At 58.5% G+C, this 21,586-nt stretch carries 17 protein-coding genes and 1 pseudogene; 5 read left to right on the top strand and 13 right to left on the bottom strand.

The window, feature by feature from the left end:
* Positions 1-64 precede the first annotated feature (64 nt).
* Positions 65-1,693: a methyl-accepting chemotaxis protein gene (locus I9H07_RS14695; RefSeq protein ID WP_236424304.1), complete on the bottom strand. Its 1,629-nt coding sequence runs from the start codon at positions 1,691-1,693 to the stop codon at positions 65-67.
* Between the two features lie 126 nt (positions 1,694-1,819).
* Positions 1,820-2,437: a TetR/AcrR family transcriptional regulator gene (locus tag I9H07_RS14690; protein WP_236424306.1), complete on the bottom strand. Its 618-nt coding sequence runs from the start codon at positions 2,435-2,437 to the stop codon at positions 1,820-1,822.
* A gap of 210 nt (positions 2,438-2,647) precedes the next feature.
* Here I9H07_RS14690 and I9H07_RS14685 point away from each other — a divergent pair, with 210 nt between their 5' ends.
* A complete protein-coding gene (locus I9H07_RS14685) occupies positions 2,648-3,166 on the top strand; it encodes a DUF3237 family protein (RefSeq protein ID WP_058825055.1) in 519 nt (172 codons plus the stop codon).
* A 256-nt stretch (positions 3,167-3,422) separates the two neighbouring features.
* On the opposite strand, the gene I9H07_RS14680 is transcribed toward I9H07_RS14685, so the two are convergent.
* From I9H07_RS14680 to I9H07_RS14670, 3 genes are all read right to left on the bottom strand, one after another.
* Positions 3,423-5,540: a TonB-dependent siderophore receptor gene (locus I9H07_RS14680; protein WP_236424308.1), complete on the bottom strand. Its 2,118-nt coding sequence runs from the start codon at positions 5,538-5,540 to the stop codon at positions 3,423-3,425.
* A 117-nt stretch (positions 5,541-5,657) separates the two neighbouring features.
* Positions 5,658-6,098 carry a GNAT family acetyltransferase gene (locus tag I9H07_RS14675; protein WP_058825053.1) on the bottom strand — a complete coding sequence of 147 codons (441 nt, stop codon included), beginning with the start codon at positions 6,096-6,098 and terminating at the stop codon, positions 5,658-5,660.
* A 54-nt stretch (positions 6,099-6,152) separates the two neighbouring features.
* Entirely contained in the window at positions 6,153-7,097 is a 945-nt protein-coding gene (locus I9H07_RS14670) for an alpha/beta hydrolase (protein ID WP_058825052.1), read from the bottom strand.
* 393 nt (positions 7,098-7,490) lie between these two features.
* On the opposite strand from I9H07_RS14670, the gene I9H07_RS14665 reads away from it, so the two are divergent.
* Positions 7,491-7,973 (top strand): GNAT family N-acetyltransferase, encoded by a 483-nt coding sequence (locus I9H07_RS14665; RefSeq protein ID WP_024675149.1) that lies wholly within the window; start codon positions 7,491-7,493, stop codon positions 7,971-7,973.
* Between the two features lie 404 nt (positions 7,974-8,377).
* Entirely contained in the window at positions 8,378-8,644 is a 267-nt protein-coding gene (locus I9H07_RS14660) for a DUF1652 domain-containing protein (protein WP_024675148.1), read from the top strand.
* A 944-nt stretch (positions 8,645-9,588) separates the two neighbouring features.
* Here I9H07_RS14660 and csrA read toward each other — a convergent pair.
* The 3 genes from csrA to I9H07_RS14645 all read right to left on the bottom strand — a co-directional run bounded on the left by csrA (position 9,589) and on the right by I9H07_RS14645 (position 12,236).
* Entirely contained in the window at positions 9,589-9,777 is a 189-nt protein-coding gene (gene csrA, locus I9H07_RS14655; protein WP_002554157.1) for a carbon storage regulator CsrA, read from the bottom strand.
* Between the two features lie 519 nt (positions 9,778-10,296).
* Entirely contained in the window at positions 10,297-11,649 is a 1,353-nt protein-coding gene (locus I9H07_RS14650) for a GntP family permease (protein WP_024675147.1), read from the bottom strand.
* Between the two features lie 98 nt (positions 11,650-11,747).
* Entirely contained in the window at positions 11,748-12,236 is a 489-nt protein-coding gene (locus tag I9H07_RS14645; RefSeq protein WP_024675146.1) for a gluconokinase, read from the bottom strand.
* Positions 12,237-12,518: 282 nt separating this feature from the next.
* On the opposite strand from I9H07_RS14645, the gene I9H07_RS14640 reads away from it, so the two are divergent.
* Both I9H07_RS14640 and I9H07_RS14635 read left to right on the top strand, forming a co-directional pair.
* Positions 12,519-13,535: a LacI family DNA-binding transcriptional regulator gene (locus tag I9H07_RS14640; protein ID WP_024675145.1), complete on the top strand. Its 1,017-nt coding sequence runs from the start codon at positions 12,519-12,521 to the stop codon at positions 13,533-13,535.
* Positions 13,536-13,831: 296 nt separating this feature from the next.
* Positions 13,832-14,803, top strand: coding sequence for a YncE family protein (locus I9H07_RS14635; RefSeq protein WP_024675144.1), 972 nt, complete (start codon positions 13,832-13,834; stop codon positions 14,801-14,803).
* Between the two features lie 115 nt (positions 14,804-14,918).
* On the opposite strand, the gene I9H07_RS14630 is transcribed toward I9H07_RS14635, so the two are convergent.
* The 5 genes and pseudogenes from I9H07_RS14630 to glcD form a co-directional block, all read right to left on the bottom strand.
* Positions 14,919-17,096: a malate synthase G gene (locus I9H07_RS14630; RefSeq protein ID WP_236424310.1), complete on the bottom strand. Its 2,178-nt coding sequence runs from the start codon at positions 17,094-17,096 to the stop codon at positions 14,919-14,921.
* Between the two features lie 55 nt (positions 17,097-17,151).
* On the bottom strand, positions 17,152-17,559 hold the full coding sequence (locus I9H07_RS14625) for a heme-binding protein (RefSeq protein ID WP_024675142.1): 408 nt from the start codon (positions 17,557-17,559) through the stop codon (positions 17,152-17,154).
* A 36-nt stretch (positions 17,560-17,595) separates the two neighbouring features.
* Positions 17,596-18,828: a glycolate oxidase subunit GlcF gene (gene glcF / locus I9H07_RS14620; protein ID WP_024675141.1), complete on the bottom strand. Its 1,233-nt coding sequence runs from the start codon at positions 18,826-18,828 to the stop codon at positions 17,596-17,598.
* 3 nt (positions 18,829-18,831) lie between these two features.
* Positions 18,832-19,883 (bottom strand): annotated as a pseudogene (gene glcE / locus I9H07_RS14615) (glycolate oxidase subunit GlcE).
* The gene (glcD, locus tag I9H07_RS14610) at positions 19,883-21,382 is read right to left on the bottom strand and encodes a glycolate oxidase subunit GlcD (RefSeq protein ID WP_024675139.1); all 1,500 of its coding nucleotides are present in this window, start codon (positions 21,380-21,382) and stop codon (positions 19,883-19,885) included. The pseudogene glcE and the gene glcD overlap by 1 nt, the downstream one beginning before the upstream one ends.
* Between the last annotated feature and the right edge of the window lie 204 nt (positions 21,383-21,586).

Here is a 21,586-nt window from a genome sequence, read left to right as displayed (position 1 = left end):
TAGAGCAGGGTTGCCGATCTGACAAGAAGGCGAGCCGGAAAGCGGGCTTTCCGGCTCGCGATGGTTACACGCGGAACTGTTTGGTCAGGCGGTTCAGGCCGGATGCCAGCTTCGACAATTCGGCGGTGGCGATAGCCGTCTGGTTCGAACCTTCGGACGTCTGGCTGGACAGGTCGCGGATGCTGACCAGGCTTCGGTCGACTTCACGTGCCACCTGAGCCTGTTCTTCGGCGGCGGTGGCGATCATCAGGTTACGTTCGTTGATCTGACTGATGGAGTTGGTGATTTCAAGCAGCGCCTTGCCGGCGCCGTTGGCCATTTCCAGCGTCTTGTGGGCCTGAACGCTGGTCTGCTCCATTGCCGTCACGGCATTACCGGTGCCGGTCTGGATCGAGCCGACCATCTGTTCGATTTCCCGGGTCGATTGTTGAGTCCGGTGCGCCAGTGCGCGTACTTCATCCGCAACCACCGCGAAACCTCGCCCGGCTTCCCCGGCGCGAGCGGCTTCGATGGCCGCGTTGAGCGCCAACAGGTTGGTCTGCTCGGCGATGGCGCGGATCACATCCAGGACCTTGCTGATGTCGGTGGCCATGACCGCCAGCCCTTGCACTTCGGTCGACGTGATCTGCACCCTGGAGACCATCAGGTTGATCGCGGTGACGGTTTCATCGACCTGCGCACGCCCGGCGATGGCCGCTGTGCTGGATTGCGAGGTCACTTCCGATGCCGATGCTGCGTTACTGGCCACTTCTTCGACTGCCGCGCTCATCTGATTGACGGCGGTGGCAGCCATTTCAATCTCGTTGCTCTGACGCTGAATGGTGCGTGAGGCGTCTTCAGTCACCGCATGCATTTCTTCTGTCGTGGCGGCCAGCTGTGTGGAGGAGTCGCCAATCAACGTCAGGGCGCTGCGCAGGTTGGTTTGCATGGTCGCGAGCGCAGCAATCAGTTTCGCCGCCTCATCGGTGCCATTCTGTGGAATGTCCTTGCTCAGGTCATTGGTAGCAATACGTTGCGCGATGATCAGCGATTCGCCAATCGGTCCGGTCAGGCTGCGGGTGTACATCCAGGCGAGGAGCAGGGTGGTGAGCACGCCCACTGCAATGAAGATACCGACCATCCACAACGTTTGCTGATAGGCCGTTTCTGCAGCATCGCCTGCTTTATTTGCTTTGGCATCATTGATACCGATGAGTTTTTTCAGCGTGCTCTCGACCTGATCGGCCGCGCTTTTCATCTCGCCATTGGATATGGCGACTGCTGCTTCAAGATTGCCGGCAGCAACCAACGTCAGGTAGCGATCCTGGGCCACTTGGTAATCGGCGTTTGCTTTGGAGAGCTCATCGAATGCCTGACGCCCTTGCGGGGTGACGATCAATTTGCCAAGCGCATCAGAATAACCGGCGATCAGCGAGCGTGACTGCTGAATGTCGCTGAGCGCCTTGGTCTTTCGATCCTGTGGTTCGATAGGGTTTCGCACGCGGGCATTGTTACCCCTGATGGCAACAAACTCCCGGTCCAGAGAACCGAGCAGTTTGACGCTCGGTAGCACATTGGTTTCGATGAATTTTTCGGCGGCGTTGAGTTCCGCCGCCTGCCGCAAGGCAAGTAACCCCAGGGCAATGATCATCAGGCAGAAAACACCGAAACAAAGTGCCGAGCGTGGGGCCAGGTTGAGTTTTCGCAAGATCATGGGTGTTACTCCGTTGAGGGCAAAAGGCTATCGCCCTCAAACGGATTAACTTGTTTGCAGAAGAGTGAGCAAATGTTTCAGGGTGTTGCAAACAGGGTTGCCAAGTGACAAGTCTTCAGCGCGTTATCAGCGTTTCTCCATACCCAGCATGAATGTGTCCACCGCACGCTCGACCATGGCGCGGATCTCTTCAATGCTTAGCGGCATGGGTGCCTGTTGGTAAAGCCGAATTTCGGTTTCCGCCGTCAACAGCGAGGTAAGCTGCAACGCTGCGATGTGCGGATCGGTGTCGCGAAGCTGTCCTCGCTGCATGGCCAGGGTCATCAGCGAAGTAACGGTCTGCAGGCACTCGCTGGGGCCAGACTCGTAGAACATCATGCCGATATCCGAATGCCCTGATTCAGCGACCACCATGCGATACACCGCGAGTGCTTTGTCATCATTGATAAGCACCATCAACATACGCTCTCCAAAACGGGTGAACAGCGTTCTCAATTCAATCTCTGCGTCGTCGCGGATCGCCAGCTCGGAAACCGCCTCCGCCAGATGGGCTGTCGCCAGTCTGTTGACCACCGCGATGAACAGCACCTCCTTGGAAGGGAAGTAACTGTAGATGGTTGCTTTGGAACCACCCATTCGCTTGGTGACTTCGTTCATCGAAGCGCGCTCGTAGCCCATTTCGAGAAAGACGCTTGCAGCCGCATCGATAATGGCTTCGCGGCGAGCTTCAGTACGCACCTTCATGTATATCCTCAATCCCTTAGTGAACCGTTCGGTACAGTAAGCACAAAATTCTCTAGACTGGAACTGAACCGTTCGGTACGATTTCCGTCGACTCCGTGGAGCTTACTGGAAAAGGAGGCCCAGATAAATGCTGATAGATGGATGCCCCCTTTATTCTGCCAATTGGCCATGCATTGTCAGAATGTACTCAACGATGGAGTTAACAGGCCCATGAATATCATCGATTTCAAGAAACCCGCGAAAAGCGCTCTTCGTGGACATCCGTCAGCGCCCGTGCTCGAAAAAGTACTGACCGTCGTTCTGAAAACAGATGTTCCTGTGCTCATGGGCATATGCAGCGATGGCCTGCGCAGCAACAGCATGATCCTGGGTGGCGAATTTCGCGGTGAGTTCATCAGCGGTTCGGTACTCTCCGGCGGTAGTAGTTCGCTTGTCGAGCTGTCAGCCGAGCTGATCTTTCTGGACACTCGCTTCACCCTGATCACGCAACTGGGCGAGTTGATCAATGTTGAAAGCCGGGGCGTGATGCTGATGGATGAAGCGGGGCAGCAGGAACTGCAAAACGGCATCTGGCCGATCAGCGAAGACCATTACCAATGCACCTGTACGCCGCGCTTTCAGGTTTCCCTGGGCGCTAATGAATGGCTGGATAAAAGCGCCTTCATCGGCAAGATCGAATACATCCATGCCAATGAAACGTTAATGAGCTTTTATAGAATGAAGTTCTGATCCCGGGCACGGCAAGCAATAAACGCCTGAACTCGTCGTTCAGGCGTTAAACAGAGCAAGCCTTCGGGCCTGCTCTTCCGGGTCAACCTTCTGTACGAAAAGTCGGCGAGCGAAGGTCAGGCAAGGCAAAAACAGGCGAGGACCGGCCGGGGTCGCGTTCGACTCTACGTGTTGTAAATGAGCATTCCGATCGGACTCGCGCACGAGCCTGTTTTTAACGCAGCATCACCGAGCGCAGCCACTTTACGTACAGAGCCTAGAACGTGACGCTGGCGCTGAGGCGCGCCGTGCGGGGTTCGCCTACGTTGACCTGCAGCGGGCTGTCGGTGCTGGACGGGTAGTATTGCTTGTCGAACAGGTTATCGACGTTCAATTGCAGACGGGTTTTATAACCTGCCATCGGCACATCCCAGCGCAGGAATGCATCGGCCACGGTGTAACTGCTCATGTAGAACGTGTTGGCGTTGTCACCCGCCCGTTCGCCCACATAGCGCGCGCCACCACCGGCATGCCATTCGCCCAGCCCGGACGGGACTTGCAGGTGATGGGTGAGGTACAGGCTGGCGGTATGTTTCGGTGCCTGACTCAGACGGTTGCCCTCGTTTTTCGGATCATCGAGCACTTCGGTGTGGGTGTAGGCGTAAGTGCCGATCATGTCCCAGCGCTCGGCGATGCGCCCGGTCACGTCCAGTTCCACGCCCTGTGAGCCCACCTTGCCAGCCGCTTCGCTGACGCCGGTAGCGACGGTGGTCACGACGTTTTTCTTCTCGATGTCGAACACGGCGAGGTTGACGTTGAGCTCCGGTGCCAGCGCATATTTGGCACCGACCTCGTAACTGCGGCCTTCTTCCGGGTCGAAGGTGGTGCCATCGTCGTTCACATCCTGGTTAGGCACGAAGGAACGGCTGTAATTGCCGTACAACGAGAGGTCTTCATTGACCTTGAACACCAGACCCGCCATCGGCAGGAATATATCGTCATTTTTGTCCAGGTTAGTGTTGCGGCTGGCACCCATGCCTTGGGCGATGTACTGGTCATAATGCTGATAGCGGCCGCCGAGCACCAGAATCCAGCGGTCATTCAGGTGCCAATTGTCTTTAAGGTAGACCGAAGAAGACGTCAGCTGATTGCTCAGGTTGCTGTTGGCCGCGCTGACAACACTGGGTTCAGCCAGGCCGCCATAGCTCGGCGAGAAAATATTGAAGCCGCCCTGTGCCGTGTTGCGATAGGTCTTGCCGCGATACTTGTCGGAGTCTTCCTGCTCGGCACCGATCAGCAGATCATGTTGCTGGCCAAGAATGTCCTGTTTGCCGATGAAGTCCCAGCTGGCATAACGCGTTTCGTAATCGTAATGGCCGCCATTGGCCTGCCGACGTAGCACGCCACTGCTCGACAGGGTGCTGGGCTGAGCAATCGAAAGGCTGTAACGGTCGTTGTTCCAGCCGTAGGTCAAACGGGTTTTCCAGTCATCGCTGAGTTGGTACTCGAACCGCGCGGTCGCCGTTTCGCTGATGCCGACCGTGTTTGCCCATTTTTCGTCCAGGCGCTTGTTGTAACTGATATCGGCCGGGTGGCCGTTAGTGAAGACCGTGCCGCGGTCGAACGGGCTGATGTAATCGTTGTATTCATAGGCCAGCGTCAGGCTGGCGCGCTCGCCGGTCCATGACAGGGACGGCGCTATAAGGGTGTGTTGATCAACGCCATAGTTACGCCAGTAGTCTTCACTCTGACGTTCGGCCACCAAACGATAGGCCAGCCCCGAGTCGCCCAGCGGACCGGTGGTGTCGATGCCGAGACTGCCGCCGCCTTCGCTGTAGGAAGAACCGCTCAGGGTCGTGCTTTGAACATACTGCGGCTGCTTGCTGATCACATTGATCACGCCGCCGGGTTCCATCGCGCCGTAGAGCAACGAGGCCGGACCCTTGAGCACTTCGACGCGCTCGGTGGTCGCACCGAAGTTCTTCGACACCACCGAGCGCACGCCGTCGCGCAGGATCGAGCCATCGTCGTTGGTGCCGAAACCGCGCTTGACCAGTGAGTCCTTGGTGTTGCCCAGCGTGTTGCCCTGACTGACGCCGCTGACGAACTTCATGGCATCGTCCAGCGAGCGCACGTTGTAATCGGCGATGGTCTGTGGCGTCACGACGTTGACCGACTGAGCTTCTTCCTTGACAGGAACATCACTCTTGCTCGCAGTGCTGGTGCTCTTTGCGCTGTAGCCTTCCTGGCCTTCGGTAGCGACGGCGGAAACCTGCGTGGCGGGCAGCATGGCGGTTTCTGCGGCGCTTACGGCGCCGCTGGACAGCAGCGCCAGCGACAATGCGGACAGCAGAAAGGGGCCGTTACGGCGAGTGCGTTGGGAGGAGGTGCTCAAGGGAGATGCTCTGTCAGGACGTTAATAGCAATAATTGTAATTTGATATTAATTCTCATGTAAATAAATGAATCACCCTGTGTCCCGTTTAATTGATCGCCGAGCGGACGCCGATTGCTCAGGACGGCGCGCAGACGTTGGCGTCAATCCGTCTGCCCATGCTGATGATCGCCTCCTCGGTGTAGCCCAGGGTCTTGTAAAAAGCCTGCACCGCTTCATTGAACGTGTGGATCTGCAGATTGATCTTCACGCAGCCACGTTCGATCAAGGCCTGTTCGGCGTGTTTCACCAGCGCTGACCCCAGGCCCTTGCCACGCTGTTGCGGGTCTACTGCAACCGAATACAGCCAGCCACGATGGCCGTCGTAGCCGGCAAGAATGGTCCCGGCTACAGCGTCGTTCACCATGGACACGAAGAACAGTCGATCCTCGACGGCCAGTTTCTTGTCGATCGACAGGTCCGGGCGGTTATGTGGCTGGCTGTCGTTGAAGACGGTTTTCCAGAGCTGGATGACAGAGAGGCGGTGATGCAGGTCGGAATACTCGACAATGGCGCTCATTGCACAGTCCTTGAGTGATGGGCTGCCAGATTACTGCCCGGTGCCCGAGGCTGTCTAACCGGCATCCTGCCGGGCCTGACCGTGCCTGCTGACTTGCGGTAGCGATGCTGGTGTCCTGAGCAGCGTCTGAATGGCCTGGCCGTAGGCCGGCTGTCCAAGTTGCATGCTGTTGTTGTGCGTGCCGCCGGGGACCAGCAAGAGTCTTTTCGGCTCTCTGGCCGCGTCGAACAGTTGCTCGCTGAAGCGGGAGGGCACGTAGCGATCGTCGGTGCCATGGACGATCAGTACCGGCATGTGGATGTCGGCGATCTTGTCCAGCGAGTCGAACTTCTGTGACAGCAGCCAGCGCACAGGCAACGACGTGTTGGCAAGCGCAGTGGCTACGTCGGCCAGATTGGTGAAGGTCGATTCTATGATCAGACCGCGAGCCTGAATGGGCGTCTGGTCTTTCTCGGTGTCCTGGCCCAGTTCGGCAGCCAGATCAACCGCGACCGCTCCGCCTAGAGAATGGCCGTAGATCAGCCGGCGTTGCGGGTCAGGCTGCAATTGCTTCAGGCGTGCCCAGGCAATGCGTGCGTCTTCATACACGGATTTTTCCGACGGCAACTGGCCCATGCTTTGACCGAAGCCCCGGTAATCGATGGCTAGTATCGAAAAGCCCTGTGCCTTGAGTTGCTGGATACGAAACAGCTGACCGGTCAGGTTCCAGCGTGAACCGTGCAGGTACAGCACGGCGGGTGCATTTTTGTCCGCGGCCGGCCACCACCAGGCATGAATGTTCTGCGCCGTGCCGAATGCCGGGGTACTGAGTTCGATCTCCTGCACATCGGCAGGCAACCCGCTGTACCAGCTGGCTGTTCCGGGCTCGATGCGAAACACGAGCTCGCGTTCTTTATGTTCAAGAACCGAACAGCCGACCGGCAGACCGAGAAGAATCGCCGCAACGCAGATCCATCGAAACGGACGGGCCCTGAAGCGAGCCACAGGTGAGATCGGCATAAAATGAATGTTCCAGTCAATGAAGTGAAATAAATGCCGGTTATGCGTTCGGGTTGCAAGACGAGCCTTGAAACATCGGTTACAGGATATTGCGCGGTTCGGCAACGCGTGGCCTGGTTCTTCCCGCTCACCGAAAAGTGTGCCTGAAGATGCTCGCTCCGCAGCGCAAGGATTATTCTCGACGCTTCAATACCTTGCATCGCGGGCTGGAGAGCAGCGTCAACAAAGCCACTCATTAGCACGATTTGTTATGGAGGTAGCCCTTTTAGATAGCCGGGGATTATGCTGTCGCAGTGCGAGCGCTGTGTTTTTGTCATTGCCGACGCTCGATTCGCTGGCTCACCTACGCTGCCAATTACGGTTTTTTCAGTTTCTTCAAGAGGTTACCGCCTTATGTTCAATCACCGTCCCCTGGAAGAAAAAGACATTCCCGCCGTCTGCGAGTTGCCACAGAACGCCGACGAACTGTTCTACATGTTCCCCAGAGCGACTTACCCGCTGGACGCCTCGCAGTTGCGCGATGCGCTGGAGACCCGTCACGATTCAACCGTCATCGAGATGGATGGCGAAGTCGTAGGGTTTGCCAATTTCGCGCAGTGCCATTTCCGGGGTCGTTGCACGCTGGGAAACGTGATCATCGCGCCAAAAGCGCGATCCAAGGGCGTAGGGCGCTACATGATCACCACCATGATGGGTATCGCGTTCGACAAGCATGAAGCCACCGAGCTGATTGCTTCCTGCTACAACCATAATGTGCCCGGACTTTTGTTCTACCCGCGAATGGGTTTTCGCCCCTATGCCATAGAAGAACGGCGTGACAAGCAAGGCGCCCGTGTGGCATTGATCCATTTGCGGCTTTCCGGGTCGGACCAGTAAGCCAGGCAACTTTTCTGATCGCAGCCAGGTGAGAACCTGGCTGCTGCCATGCAATCCCTCCTGACGTTTTGCACATGAAATCATCGACCGTTCGTCGCTCTTTTTTTAAAAGGCAGAGGCACTTTTATGTGGATTGATCCCCGTCATGTGATGGGTCGCTGAATAACATTAAGGTGAATCGTTTTTTCTATTAACTCTGTCAATGATTGCTTATAAACGGGCTGTTTATATTTGCGTGTACAAGTTGCCTGCCTGTCTGTTTTAGGCGTATAAAGGTTGTAAGAATCAGGCAAGTGGCGACGGATAATTGGCAAGCCTTTACTGGCTGCGTTAAAGCGTCAATTAATAACAAAAAAACGCAAGCGACCACTGTTCGATTGAGTGTTACACATAAGGAGATAAAAATGATTGCCAGTGGATTGTCTACGTTGGAACTTCGCAGCATTGTCGAAGGTGCTTTCCTGCCTTTGCAGTGTACTTGCACCATTGCACACGATCAGTCGATGACGGTGCAGGTTAAAGACCCGTCATCCGGACGAGTGGAATTGCTGGAAACAGGTATTTCGTTGAATCACCTGAAGAACAGTCGCGACATCTCTGCTCTGGTGGCCAAGCTCCGTGGCGGGCTTGCTCACGATGGAGTGGTTCAGGTTCACTACCGCACCGCCTGAATCTGCGCAAACCCGCTGGAAACGCCTGGTTGCGCTCAGGTAGCTCAAAGCCCTTGTCTTTGTTGATCGGGGCTTTTTCGTGTCTGTTTTGCGTGCTGTCTCCCCGACCACCCGATGACCTTCTGGCGTAGCGTTGCGGATCCAGCCACGGGGTGCCTCGTCAGATGGACGGCTGCGCAATACTGCGCTTTTCAACTGCGCCGACAAGAAAACAAGAACACCTCTGCCGCGGCGGCACGTCGCCAGTCACATACCATCGCGCGTTATAAAAACAACAACACCATTCAAATCATGAGCTTGCCAATCGAACAAAAGGCTTGCTCAACGAAACGCCTTGTTTGACACATTCGGTATTGTTTGCACGCATTAACGCGGTGTTGCACGGGCACTACCTTGCGAGCATCCAATAGTTGCAAAAAACATTAATCTAAATGATTGGCGGTGTCCTCGGTTTTTGTTTGGCCAACCTTGCAGTCTGGTCATCAGTTGCCTGCCAGGCTGTTACCGCAAGTGCCCTTATGTTCGAACATGTAACATCCTATTACTTCAGTGCCAGCGCTCTGATACTTCGGAGCTGCTTTGTCTTCCCGTTTGATCGTGCAGGCGCACTGTTTCGTCTCGATCATCCAGCCTGCTGGATGGCGCCAACGTATGAAACGACGGTGGAGCACAACCCTGTCTACAAATCGTGTGGAAACAGCCGTTCGGCCTGTGAGCCAGGCTTGGGGGCAATTCAAGATCGGGCAGCTAACTGACGTTTGAGGGTCGTATCAGCGTGTGGTCATTTCATCATGACGCCAGCCGAGCGGTGCTGGAGGCTGTCATCGCACGGGTGCATCAAAAACCAGCTTCAAGATGCCCATAAAAAACGGCGCCCCAAGGGCGCCGTACGACAGATCCGCCAAAGGCTGGCAGGTCTGCATTGAATAAGGTGTTGGCAGGATTTATTGTGGGTCCTGGTTAGGAGCCAGTTCTGCCTGGATACGTTTGTAGATTTCTTCGCGATGCACAGAAACATTTTTTGGCGCGTTGATGCCCAGGCGGACCTGCAGCCCTTGAACGCCAAGAATGGTGACGGTGATTTCGTCACCAATGTTTATGCTTTCGCCTACTTTGCGAGTGAGTATCAACATAATCTTTTCCTTGATGGCCTCTTGAAAACGCCTCTATCAAGAGGCTGGCGTTTGCCTTTGCGTGGTGATTGTTGCCGAGTGCATCCAGATGCATCCGTCATATGACGTTGCACAGGTGAATTTAATTCCCTCGGTTCATTTTCCTGTCATCGAGATTTGCATGCCCGATACGACGAGTGCGCCAATTCTGCCCGTTTTGACGTGAAAATGCCCGCGTTTACTGGCGCTACATAAAAAGTAACGTGAACAGGGGGCACGTTCAGGCAGCCATTGCCTTGCCGGACGAGATCGGACGGCTCAAATTCCAGATACTTATAAGCGTAGGCTCGACTTGAGAACCTTGCCCGAGCTTTCTGAAAAATCAAATGGAATGCAGTGCGGGGAGGCGTAGGAAGGGGGTGTTGTCGCGTAGCCAATATGAACGCAGGTGGCGTTCTACCGGCCCTGTCGCAGCCCGCAAGCTGCAGTCTAAACCTGTGCCTTCGCGGGTTGTGGCCCGCGAAGGCCTGGTTTTTCGGGCTATACCAGTGTCGACAGCAGCATGATGAAGATCAGGCCGACCACCGAGAGCAGTGTTTCCATCACTGTCCAGGTCTTGAACGTTTCGGCAACGGTCATGTTGAAGTATTGCTTCACAAGCCAGAAGCCGGCGTCGTTGACGTGCGACAGGATCAACGACCCTGCGCCGGTTGCCAGCACCAGCAGCTCACGATTGACGCCAGGAATCAGGCCGACCACCGGGGCGACGATTCCTGCGCCTGTGATGGTTGCGACCGTGGCCGAACCGGTTGCCACGCGAATCACCGCCGCCACCAGCCAGGCCAGCATGATCGGGTTGATCTGTGCCTGCACTGCCATGTGACCGATGACATCACCTACGCCACTGGCTACCAGCATCTGCTTGAAACCACCGCCCGCGCCGACGATCAGCACGATGGCCGCTACCGGTGCAAGGCTCTGGTCAAGCAGCTTCATGATTTTCGAGCGGTCGAAGCCGCGTGCCGCGCCGAAGGTGTAGAACGCCAGCAACAGGGCTGCCAGCAGGGCGGTGATCGGGTGGCCGATCAGGTCCATCCAGATGCGGAACATGTTGTTTTCGGGCAACACCACGTCAGCGAAGGTTTTGAGCAGCATCAGGAATACAGGCAGCAGGATGGTGATCAGCGTAATGGCGAAGCCCGGGAGATTCTCGGTGCTCGATTCCTTGGCGATCTGGTCCATCAGTTCCTGGGAAGGGGTGCCCGGGATGCGCTTGGAAATCCAGTTGCCGAAAATCGGGCCAGCGATGATTGCGGTCGGCAATGCAACGATCAGTCCGTAGAAAATCGTTTTGCCGATGTCGGCACCGAAGATACCGATGGCCAGCAACGGACCCGGATGCGGCGGAACCAGACCGTGTACGGCCGAAAGACCTGCCAGCAGCGGGATACCGATCTTGACGATGGACACGCCGGTGCGGCGCGCGACGATGAACACCAGTGGAATCAGCAGCACAAAGCCGATCTCGAAGAACAGCGGGATGCCCACGAGAAACGCCGCGAACATCATTGCCCAGTGTACTTTCTGCTTGCCGAAGAGGCGGATCAGGGTCTGCGCGATCTGGTCGGCACCGCCCGAATCGGCCATCAGCTTGCCGAGCATGGTGCCCAGCCCAAGGATGATGCCGACAAAGCCCAGCACGCCGCCGAAACCGTCCTGAAACGACTTCATGACTTTTTCCACCGGCATGCCGGAGGTCAGGCCAAGAAAGCCTGCCGCCAGCGTCAGTGCGACAAAGGGGTGAACCTTGAACGTGGTGATCAACAGCACAAGGCCGACGATGGTCACCAGCGCATCGACGAGTAAGAACGTCTCATGGGTCATACCGAACATGGGTGTCTCTCCGGTTATTATTTTAGGTCGCTGCAAACAGCGCCGTGGTTTTATCGTGTGTGCCAAAGACAGCGCTGTCTTTCGCGTTCACACCTTTATCAGGCGTGAGAGTCTTTCCACCATGCTGCGGCTTGTTTGCCAATCACATCGATCGGTTGGGTTGCATCGACCACCAGCGTCAGCGGCTCGCCGGCCGGGGATTCGAGTGTTGCGAACTGACTGTCGACCAGGCTGGCGGGCATGAAATGTCCGGGTCGATGCGAGCAGCGTTCGGTCGCGAGTTCTTTGGTCAGTTCCAGAAAGACGAATCCCAGACCCGGTACGGCGTCGCGCAAGCGCTGACGATAGATGAGCTTGAGGGCAGAGCAGGTCAGGACCGGGTGTTCGCCATTGGCGAGGGCCGCCGCCATCTCTTCACCGAGGCGGGTCAGCCAGCCAGCGCGGTCTTCGTCATTGAGGGGGGTACCGGCGCTCATCTTGTCGATGTTGGCCTGAGGGTGGAACGCATCGCCTTCGATCAGGCGACCGCCACTGTTGAGGGCAATTTCGGCACCGACGGCACTTTTGCCGCAGCCCGACACACCCATCACCACGATGGCGGAAATAGCAGTATTCGCAGTTGTCACAGTAGGCACCTCATCTGGAGACAGCGCTGTCTTTGTCCGGTGGACATCAGGCTCGGCCTGGGCTGTTCCAGTTCTTGTCGTTGTTTTGGGTTCATCATTGATCATCGGAGGCTGTTCTCCGGGGCAACCTGGCAGGGCTCCCGAATGTGAAACCAGCGATAAAGCATTGTCACGTTCCATGAGACAGCGCTACCTTATGGGGCATTCAACACATTTGGCAACCCTTATGTTAGTTGGCAACGCATGACACGCATTGGTTCCCGCTCTACGGGTCGGCCGACCCTCAACGAGGTTGCACGGTTGGCAGCCGTCTCCCCGATTACTGCCTCCCGCGCCTTGCGGGGTGTTGCCACTGTGGCGCCGGAGCTGGCCGAAAAGGTGCGCGCTGCGGCGCAGAGCCTGGGTTACGTGGCCAATCCTGCGGCCAGAGCGTTGGCATCATCCTTCAGCCAGACGGTCGTGGTGCTGGTGCCGTCGCTATCCAACCAGTTGTTCATCGAAACGCTGGAAGCCATTCAGAACGTGCTGCGCGTGCGCGGTCTGGATGTGGTGATCGGCAATTACCATTACTCGCCCGAAGAAGAAGAGAAGCTGCTGCGCAACCATCTGGTCAATCGGCCGCGGGGCATTCTGCTGACCGGCTTCGACCACACGCCTGCTTCGCGGCAGATGCTGGAAACCAGCGGCGTGCCCTGCGTCCACATGATGGAACTGGACACCCGGCTGGGCGCTTATTGCGTCGGTTTCTCCCAGCAGCAGGCGGGGGCCGAGGCCGCGCGTCACCTGTTGGGGCGCGGGCGCCGTCGGCTTACCTACATGGCCGCGCAACTCGACCCGCGCGTGTTGCAACGTGGCGATGGTTTTCGTCAGGTGCTGGAAGAGGCGGGGGTGTTTGACCCCCGCTTGCAGGTCATGACGCGCGAGTCTTCATCGATCGGGCTGGGCGGGGAGCTGTTCGCGCGTTTGCTCGATGAGCATCCGGATGTCGACGGCGTGTTCTTCTGTAACGATGACCTGGCACAGGGCGCGGCGCTGGAGGCCTTGCGGCTGGGCATCGCGATTCCCGAGCGGGTGTCGCTGGTGGGTTTCAATGACCTGCCAGGTTCTGCGCACATGGTTCCACGCCTGACGTCTATCCGCACACCCAGACAGGAGGTGGGACAGCGCGCAGCCCAGCTATTGCTGGGGCTGCTGGATGGCATTGCTCAGGATTCGCAGGTGGATCTCGGGTTCGAACTGGTGATACGGCAAAGCTCCTGAGCGGCGCAGCGGGTCCGGCATGCGCCTGACCAATGGTTACCACGCTTCGCACGTCAGGTGCCGTGGCTGAAAGCCCCGGCACTAAGGCTTCCATTGCATTCTGCACTTACCGCTCAGGGGCATCGACTGTGATTTATGACAGTACCCAACCCCTCCTGTTGAGTATTCAATGACCGTGTGTTTTTGGATCCGAGCGGCATACCAGTCTTGGCCGCATCATTGAATGATGGGGACCTTTCCGGGTATCCAGTCCCCATTCTGGCCGTCTTGCAAGACCTATTGACTGGTGGGAAAAAATGCACAAAAGAGCATCTCAGGACGTTAGCGCTTTGATTCATATCGCCAACCCGGTCAGTGCAGGCATAGCCCTCGATATTGCGTGGTTGACCGGCATCATTCCGCTGGACTTCATGCCCGCAGAGATCGTCATCAGCCCGGATGAAACAACCCTGTATGTCGCCCACGAAAGCGGTAACCAAATCAGCGTGGTCGATATCGACTCATCCAGTGTGGTGGGTACCGTAAAGCGAGCAGGGTCAGGTGCTATCACGCTCAGTCCTGATGGAAAGCGGCTCTACACCATCGGCCAGAAGAAATGTTACGTGGTCGATACCGCCTTGCGTGAAGTGATCCGCATCATCCCGGCGGTCAGCGTGAACAGGATCCTGTGCAGCCCGGACGGCCGATTCATCTGCCTGTCTTTTCAGGACGCGGCAGGGGGGCTGATCAGGATTATTGAAACGGAAAACTACACGGTCGAAAACGATTTCGATCTGGGCTCTCTGTCCATGGCTTCACTGGCGCTGGCGGTCAATCCCGAGAGCAATCGGATTTACGCCACGACCGTGCTGGATCGACAGGCGCCCACGGATGTTTCGGCCATCGGTACGCTCGATTACATGCAGGATGATATTCCCGGCTTTGCCGACCCTCGTTCGATGGTCATCAGTTCCGGGGGTGACCTGTTGTACGTCGGCGGTATCGATGAGGTCTATGTTGTGGACGCCACCACCCACAGGATGATCTGTCGGGAAACGCTGGGAGAGGAGGGTTATCCGGTCAAAGTCGTGGGTATTTCCCCGGATAATCGCTACGTCTACGCCGTTTACACCCGCGATTACGACGTATACAGAATCGATACGGTGAAGGGGATCACAACCTGTATCGCGTGTTTCCCTTCAGCGGGTAGCTCGGCGTTGAACAAGTCGGGCAGCTACATCTACACGACCCATGCCGATATGAACTGGATTTCCATTTACACGCTGTAAACCTCCCGCGGTACAGCGAGCTATTGCATTGCTTTGATTTTCACGCCGAATACTTGCTCGTCCCCGACAGTAGGGCACGAGCACGTATTCGGCGTTGGGGTGGCTGTCGGTGTGCTCAGTCCGGTTGCTTGAAGGTAAGCCGGAACTCATGCAGCAGCGGCTCGGTATACCCGGATGGCTGTTCGACACCTTTGAACACCAGGGCGCACGCGGCCTTGAATGCACTGGAGTTCTTGAAGTCTCTGGCCATGGGGCGGTAATGCGAATCCCCGGCGTTCTGTTTGTCCACCACCTTGGCCATGCGCTCCAGCACGTTCTGCAGGTCTTCCTTGCCTACAATATCGTGCAGCAGCCAGTTGGCCATGTGCTGACTGGAAATACGCAGCGTCGCCCGGTCTTCCATCAGGCCGACGTTATGGATGTCCGGCACCTTGGAACAGCCGATACCCTGTTCGATCCAGCGCACCACATAGCCAAGCAGGCCCTGAGCGTTGTTTTCCAGCTCTTCGATAATCTGCTCGTGGGTCCATTCGGGTTTGGCCACCACCGGAATGCTCAGCAAGTCGTCGAGAAAGGGATCACTGTGGTCGGTCAGTGCCTGTTGCTCGAGCTTTTGCTGGATCTGGGCGACATCGACCTGTTGGTAATGCAAGGCATGCAGCGTAGCGGCGGTAGGTGAGGGCACCCAGGCGGTCGTCGCGCCGGATGTGGGGTGAGCGATTTTCTGTTCCAGCATGTCGGCCATGCGATCAGGCATCGCCCACATGCCCTTGCCGATCTGCGCCCGACCGCGCAGGCCGCACGCCAGGCCGACCAGCACGTTGTTGCGTTCGTACGCCTTGATCCACGCAGCGTTTTTCATCTCGCCCTTGCGCAGTACCGGACCGGCCTGCATGGCGCTGTGGATTTCATCGCCGGTCCGGTCGAGGAAACCGGTATTGATGAACGCCACCCGTGCCGCCGCAGCCTCGATGCAGGCCTTGAGGTTGACACTGGTGCGTCGCTCTTCGTCCATGATGCCCATTTTCAGGGTGTTGCGCGGCAGCTTGAGCAGGTCCTCGATGCTGCTGAACAACTGATCGGCGAATGCCACTTCGGCCGGTCCGTGCATTTTCGGTTTGACGATATAAATGCTGCCCGCCCGTGAATTGCCGCGGCGGCTCAGGTCGTGCAAACCAATCAGGCTGGTGATCACTCCGTCGAGGATGCCTTCGGGAATCTGCTGAGCGTCCTGATCGACAATAGCCGGATGGGTCATTAAATGGCCCACGTTACGAATGAACAGCAGCGCGCGCCCTCGCAACGTGATTTTGCCACCGGACGCTGCGTGGTAGGTGCGGTCAGGGTTGAGGCGACGGGTGACAGGCTTGCCGCCCTTGTCCAGTATTTCGCTCAGGTCGCCCTTCATCAGGCCCAGCCAGTTGCGGTAGACCAACACCTTGTCGTCGGCATCCACGGCGGCGACCGAGTCTTCGCAATCGATAATGGTCGAGAGGGCCGACTCCAGCAGCAGGTCCTTGATTCCGGCAGCGTCCGTGCTGCCGACCGGGTGCTGTGGATCGAACTGGATCTCGATATGCAAACCGTGGTGCTTGAGCAGAATCGCTTCTGGCTGGCCCGGTTCGCCTTTGAAACCGAGATACTTTTCCGGTTGTTGCAGAACCGTCGCCGAGCCATCGGCCAAGGTGATGCGCAGTTCGCTGTCTTCGATGTGATACCTGCTGGCATGGCTATGGCTGCCATGGGCAAGTGGCGCACTGGCGTCAAGCAGGTGACGGGCAAAGGCAATCACCTTGGCACCGCGCAACGGGTTGTAACCGGCACGGATCTCAGCGCCGTTGGCGGTGGAAATCACATCGCTGCCATACAGGGCATCGTACAGCGAACCCCAGCGTGCGTTCGCCGCGTTGAGCGCATAACGGGCATTGCTGGCAGGCACGACCAGTTGCGGACCGGCCTGGTCGCTGATTTCCAGATCGACATTGGCGGTGGTCGCACTGACCTGTTGTGGCACGGGCTGCAGATAGCCGATCGAACTCAAAAAGTCGCGGTACGCGGGCATATCACTGATGGGGCCTGGATGCGCCTTGTGCCACTTGTCCAGCTCGGCCTGCAAGCGCTTGCGTTCAGCGAGCAGTTCGCGGTTGCGCGGGACAAGGTCGTGAACCAGCGCATCGAAACCTTCCCAGAATGCTGCCGGGTCCAGGCCGGTGCCGGGCAATACTTCCTCTTCGATGAATCGGTGCAGATTGACGGCTACCTTGAGGCGGTGGCATGTGACGAAATCGGTCATTCAGTGGGCTCCGTGTAGAGGTCACGCTATTTTGTTGTCTGACGGGCAGTCTTCATCAGTCGGCATTCAGCGCGGCAATGCCGGCTTTGGCCACCTGGGCATCCTGCTCGGCTTTCACACCGGAAACACCCACTGCACCGATCACCTGACCGTCGACGATGACCGGCACGCCGCCTTCCAGCGAGGTCAGCAGCGGAGCACTGAGGAATGCGCTGCGGCCGCCGTTGACCATGTCTTCGTAGCCCTTGGATTCGCGTTTGCCCAGTGCCGAGGTGCGGGCCTTTTCAATCGAGATGTAGCTGCTGATCGGCGCAGCATCGTCCAGTCGCTCGAATGCCAACAGATGGCCGCCGTCGTCGACAATCGCGATGGACACCGCCCAGCCATTGGCCTGGGCTTCGTCACGCGCAGCGCCAAGCATCAGGCTGACTTCGGTCTGGGTGAGGACGGCTTTGATTTTCATGAGGGTGCTCCGTAGCAGGGGTTATTCAATAGGAGTTCAGCGCGATTCAGGAGTGCCAATGGCCTCATCAATCAGTTCGATCCAGTGCCGCACGGGCGTTCGCTTGGCGCTTGCCAGGTGAGTCTGGCAGCCGATGTTGGCCGTGGCGATGACCTGTGGCTTGCCGCTTTCCAGCGCGTGCATGCGGTTGTCGCGTAACTGGCGTGCCAACAGCGGTTGGGTCATGGAATAAGTGCCCGCCGAACCACAGCATAGATGACTGTCCGGCACGCTGGTCAGGTTGAAACCCAGTCGCACCAGAACACGCTCGACCTCGCCGCCGAGTTTCTGGGCATGCTGCAAGGTACACGGGCAGTGAAACGCCAGCCGGGTGTCCGCTTTCAGGCCAAGGGCTTCCAGCGGCTCGTCGCGCAGCACTTCGACCAGATCCTTTGCCCGGGCGCTGACAACGGCGGCTTTGTTCGCATAGCGCGGGTCGTTGCGCAGCAGATGGCCGTAATCCTTGATGAACGCCCCGCAACCGCTGGCCGTCTGGACGATACTTTCGGCACCGTCTTCGATGGCTGGCCACCAGGCGTCGATATTGCGTCGTGCGCGATCAAGGCCTGCATCCTGTGCGTTCAGATGATAATCCACCGCACCGCAACAGCCTGCCTCGCCGACCGGGCTGACGCTGATGCCCATACGGTCCAGCACGCGCGCCGTTGCCGCGTTGGTATTGGGTGACAGGCCGGGCTGCACGCAGCCTTCAAGCATCAGCACCCGCCGCGCGTGGCGTGGAACCGGACGCAAACCGGCCGCCTGCGTCGTGGCAGGCAGCTTGTCTTGCAGGTTGCCCGGCAGCAGTGGGCGAAAAGCAGTGCCCAGCCCGATCAGCGCCTTGAACAGGCCGGCGTTGGGCACGATCCGGCGCAAGCCTTCGCGCAGCAATCGTTGGCCTGGTGAACGCGGCACAACGGCGTCCACCGCCGCGCGTCCGATGTCCAGCAGGTTGTGGTAATCGACCCCGGACGGGCAGGTGGTTTCGCAGTTGCGGCAGCTCAGGCAGCGGTCCAGGTGCAGTTGGGTTTTCGCGGTGACCTCGTGGCCTTCCAGCACCTGCTTGATCAGATAGATCCGCCCGCGCGGGCCGTCCAGTTCGTCGCCCAGCAATTGATAGGTGGGGCAGGTGGCATTGCAGAAACCGCAATGCACGCAACTGCGCAGGATGCGCTCGGCTTCTTCGGCGCGCGGCAGAGTTCTGGCGTGTTCGCTCAAGGTGGTCTGCATGCTTCAAAGCTCCGCGTACAGTCGGCCGGGGTTGAAAATGCCCTGTGGGTCGAGCCGGGTCTTGAGTGCCTGGTGATAGCGCAGCAGCGGCAGGGTCAAGGGCTGAAAAGGGCTGTCGACGTGGTTCTGGCGTAACAGGTCGCGTGCCCGCCGACAGTGGTCGCCATGGTTCGAATGACCTCGCTGTCAGCGTCTGATTTCAGCCAGCGTTGCGCGCCGCCCCAATCGATCAATTGCTCGCCCGGTAGGCCCAGCACGCCGGTGTCGGCAGGCACGCAAATGCGCCACAAGGGGCGAGGGTCTTCGAAAAACGCCAGGCGCTGCTCGTTCAATTGCTGCCAGTACGCGGCGTCGATCAGTTCGCCGCCGAGTCGCTGATGCGCTGCCGCCACCGATCCTTCGCCGCCCTCAAGACGCAACCGCAACACCCGGCCGTCTTGGCTGGCGGCGCTGATCGGCATGGGTTGCTGGCCCCATTCCGTCAGGCAGTTCAGGGCGCGGGCGCTGTCCATCTCCAGTGCGATGCTGCTGCACAGGCGTGGTTTGGGCAGCACCTTGAGCGACACTTCGGTCAACAGCCCGAGGCAGCCGAAACTGCCAGCCATCAGACGCGAGACGTCATAGCCAGCGACGTTTTTCATGACTTCGCCGCCGAAGCGCAGGTGCTTGCCAAGGCCGGTGATGACCCGCGTGCCCAGTACGAAGTCGCGCACCGATCCGCTCCATGGGCGGCGCGGTCCTGACAACCCGGCAGCGACCATGCCGCCAAGCGTCGCGGTGCCAGAATCAGGTGGCTCGCAGGGCAACATCTGGCCCGCCGCGTCCAGCGCCTGCATCATTTCGCTCAACGGCGTGCCGGCGCGGGCGGTGATCACCAGTTCGGTGGGGTCATAGCTGACGATGCCTCGATGTTCGCGAGTATCGAGGGGTTCTCCGGTCACCGGGCGGCCGAGAAACGCCTTGCTGTTGCCGCCTTGAATGCGCAGCGGCGTAGCGTCATGCAGCGCCTGGCTGACCTGTTCGAGCAGCGTCTGGCTGGCATCCTTGTCGTTCATCAGAAACGCTCCAGTTCAGGAAAGGGCAACTGCCCGGCGTGAATGTGCATGGCGCCGAATTCCGCACAGCGCTGCAGGGTCGGAATGTTCTTGCCGGGATTGAGCAGGCCGCTGGCGTCGAACGCCGCCTTGATAGCGTGGAAAAAGGTCAATTCGTCGCTGTTGAACTGCGCGCACATCTGATTGATCTTTTCGCGCCCGACCCCGTGCTCCCCGGTGATGCTGCCGCCGACCTTGACGCACAGCTCCAGAATGCTGCCGCCCAGAGCCTCGGCGCGCTCCAGTTCGCCGGGTTGATTGGCGTCGAACAGGATCAGCGGGTGCATGTTGCCGTCACCGGCATGGAACACATTGGCGACGCGCAGGCCGTATCGCTCGGAAAGCTCGCTGATGCCGCGCAGTACACCCGGCAGTTCGCGCCTCGGGATGGTCCCGTCCATGCAGTAATAGTCGGGCGACAGGCGGCCGACGGCGGGGAAGGCGTTCTTGCGTCCGGCCCAGAAACGAACGCGTTCGGCTTCGTCCTTTGCCTGGCGCACCTCGGTGGCGCCAGCGCGCTCCAGCACCTCGCGGACGCGTTCGCAATCGGCATGCACATCGGCTTCGACGCCATCGAGTTCGCACAGCAGAATGGCTTCGGCGTCGACCGGATAGCCTGCGTGAATGAAGTCCTCGGCGGCACGGATCGCCAGGTTGTCCATCATCTCCAGGCCGCCGGGAATAATGCCCGCAGCGATGATATCGGCCACTGCACGCCCGGCTTTCTCTACCGAGTCGAAGGCGGCGAGCAGCACCTTGGCCACCTGCGGGCGAGGCAGCAGCTTGACGGTGACTTCAGTGATGATGCCAAGCATGCCTTCGGAACCGGTGAACAGCGCCAGCAAGTCGAAGCCCGGTGAATCCAGCGTGTCGCCGCCCAGGGTCATGGGCTCTCCCTCAATCGTCAGGATGTCGACCTTGAGCAGGTTATGCACGGTCAGCCCGTATTTAAGGCAATGCACGCCGCCTGCGTTTTCCGCCACGTTGCCGCCGATTGAGCAGGCTATTTGCGAGGACGGGTCCGGCGCGTAATACAAGCCGTGTGGCGCGGCTGCCTGGGAAATGGCCAGGTTGCGCACGCCAGGTTGTACGCGTGCCAAGCGCGCGGCGGGGTTGATGTCGAGGATCTGATTGAAGCGCGCCATCACCAGCAGTACGCCTTTTTCCAGCGGCAGCGCGCCCCCTGACAAACCGGTGCCCGCGCCACGCGCAACCACCGGCACGCCGCGCGCGTGGCACAGCTTGAGCAGCGTCTGTACTTCTTCAAGATGGCGCGGCAGGACCACGAGCATGGGCGTGGTGCGATAGGCCGACAAACCGTCGCACTCGTAAGGCCGCAGCTCTTCGGCGCGATGCAGGATATCCAGATCGGGCAACAGGCGTTGCAGGTCACGCAACAGGTGTTGCTTGTCGACAGCCGGCAGCGCGCCATCGATGCGTTCGTCGTACAGAATATTCATCAAGCCACCCTGGGTTGTTTTTATCGGGTTATCGCATCCTAGCTCATTCGGCGTACGGCTTGAGTTGACAGCGCTGGATGGATCACGCAGCTTACGCATTACGTAATCGGGTTACGAAAATAACAACGGGCAGCACCCGCCCTTTCAAAAGGCACATCCTGATGCACAATCGGACACGCCGGAGTAGGCTGCGCTCATGAAGAT

The organism is Pseudomonas syringae (assembly GCF_023278085.1).
GTDB lineage: Bacteria > Pseudomonadota > Gammaproteobacteria > Pseudomonadales > Pseudomonadaceae > Aquipseudomonas > Aquipseudomonas syringae_Q.
Note: the sequence above shows the minus strand (reverse complement) of the source record. Positions and strands in the feature narration are given on the sequence as shown.

Coding starts and splice junctions, on each gene's coding strand:
- I9H07_RS14695 (WP_236424304.1), bottom strand. CDS start 1,693: ATGATCTTGCGAAAACTCAACCTGGCCCCACGCTCGGCACTTTGTTTC.
- I9H07_RS14690 (WP_236424306.1), bottom strand. CDS start 2,437: ATGAAGGTGCGTACTGAAGCTCGCCGCGAAGCCATTATCGATGCGGCT.
- I9H07_RS14685 (WP_058825055.1), top strand. CDS start 2,648: ATGAATATCATCGATTTCAAGAAACCCGCGAAAAGCGCTCTTCGTGGA.
- I9H07_RS14675 (WP_058825053.1), bottom strand. CDS start 6,098: ATGAGCGCCATTGTCGAGTATTCCGACCTGCATCACCGCCTCTCTGTC.
- I9H07_RS14670 (WP_058825052.1), bottom strand. CDS start 7,097: ATGCCGATCTCACCTGTGGCTCGCTTCAGGGCCCGTCCGTTTCGATGG.
- I9H07_RS14665 (WP_024675149.1), top strand. CDS start 7,491: ATGTTCAATCACCGTCCCCTGGAAGAAAAAGACATTCCCGCCGTCTGC.
- I9H07_RS14660 (WP_024675148.1), top strand. CDS start 8,378: ATGATTGCCAGTGGATTGTCTACGTTGGAACTTCGCAGCATTGTCGAA.
- csrA (WP_002554157.1), bottom strand. CDS start 9,777: ATGTTGATACTCACTCGCAAAGTAGGCGAAAGCATAAACATTGGTGAC.
- I9H07_RS14650 (WP_024675147.1), bottom strand. CDS start 11,649: ATGTTCGGTATGACCCATGAGACGTTCTTACTCGTCGATGCGCTGGTG.
- I9H07_RS14645 (WP_024675146.1), bottom strand. CDS start 12,236: ATGGGTGTGTCGGGCTGCGGCAAAAGTGCCGTCGGTGCCGAAATTGCC.
- I9H07_RS14640 (WP_024675145.1), top strand. CDS start 12,519: ATGACACGCATTGGTTCCCGCTCTACGGGTCGGCCGACCCTCAACGAG.
- I9H07_RS14635 (WP_024675144.1), top strand. CDS start 13,832: ATGCACAAAAGAGCATCTCAGGACGTTAGCGCTTTGATTCATATCGCC.
- I9H07_RS14630 (WP_236424310.1), bottom strand. CDS start 17,096: ATGACCGATTTCGTCACATGCCACCGCCTCAAGGTAGCCGTCAATCTG.
- I9H07_RS14625 (WP_024675142.1), bottom strand. CDS start 17,559: ATGAAAATCAAAGCCGTCCTCACCCAGACCGAAGTCAGCCTGATGCTT.
- glcF (WP_024675141.1), bottom strand. CDS start 18,828: ATGCAGACCACCTTGAGCGAACACGCCAGAACTCTGCCGCGCGCCGAA.
- glcD (WP_024675139.1), bottom strand. CDS start 21,382: ATGAATATTCTGTACGACGAACGCATCGATGGCGCGCTGCCGGCTGTC.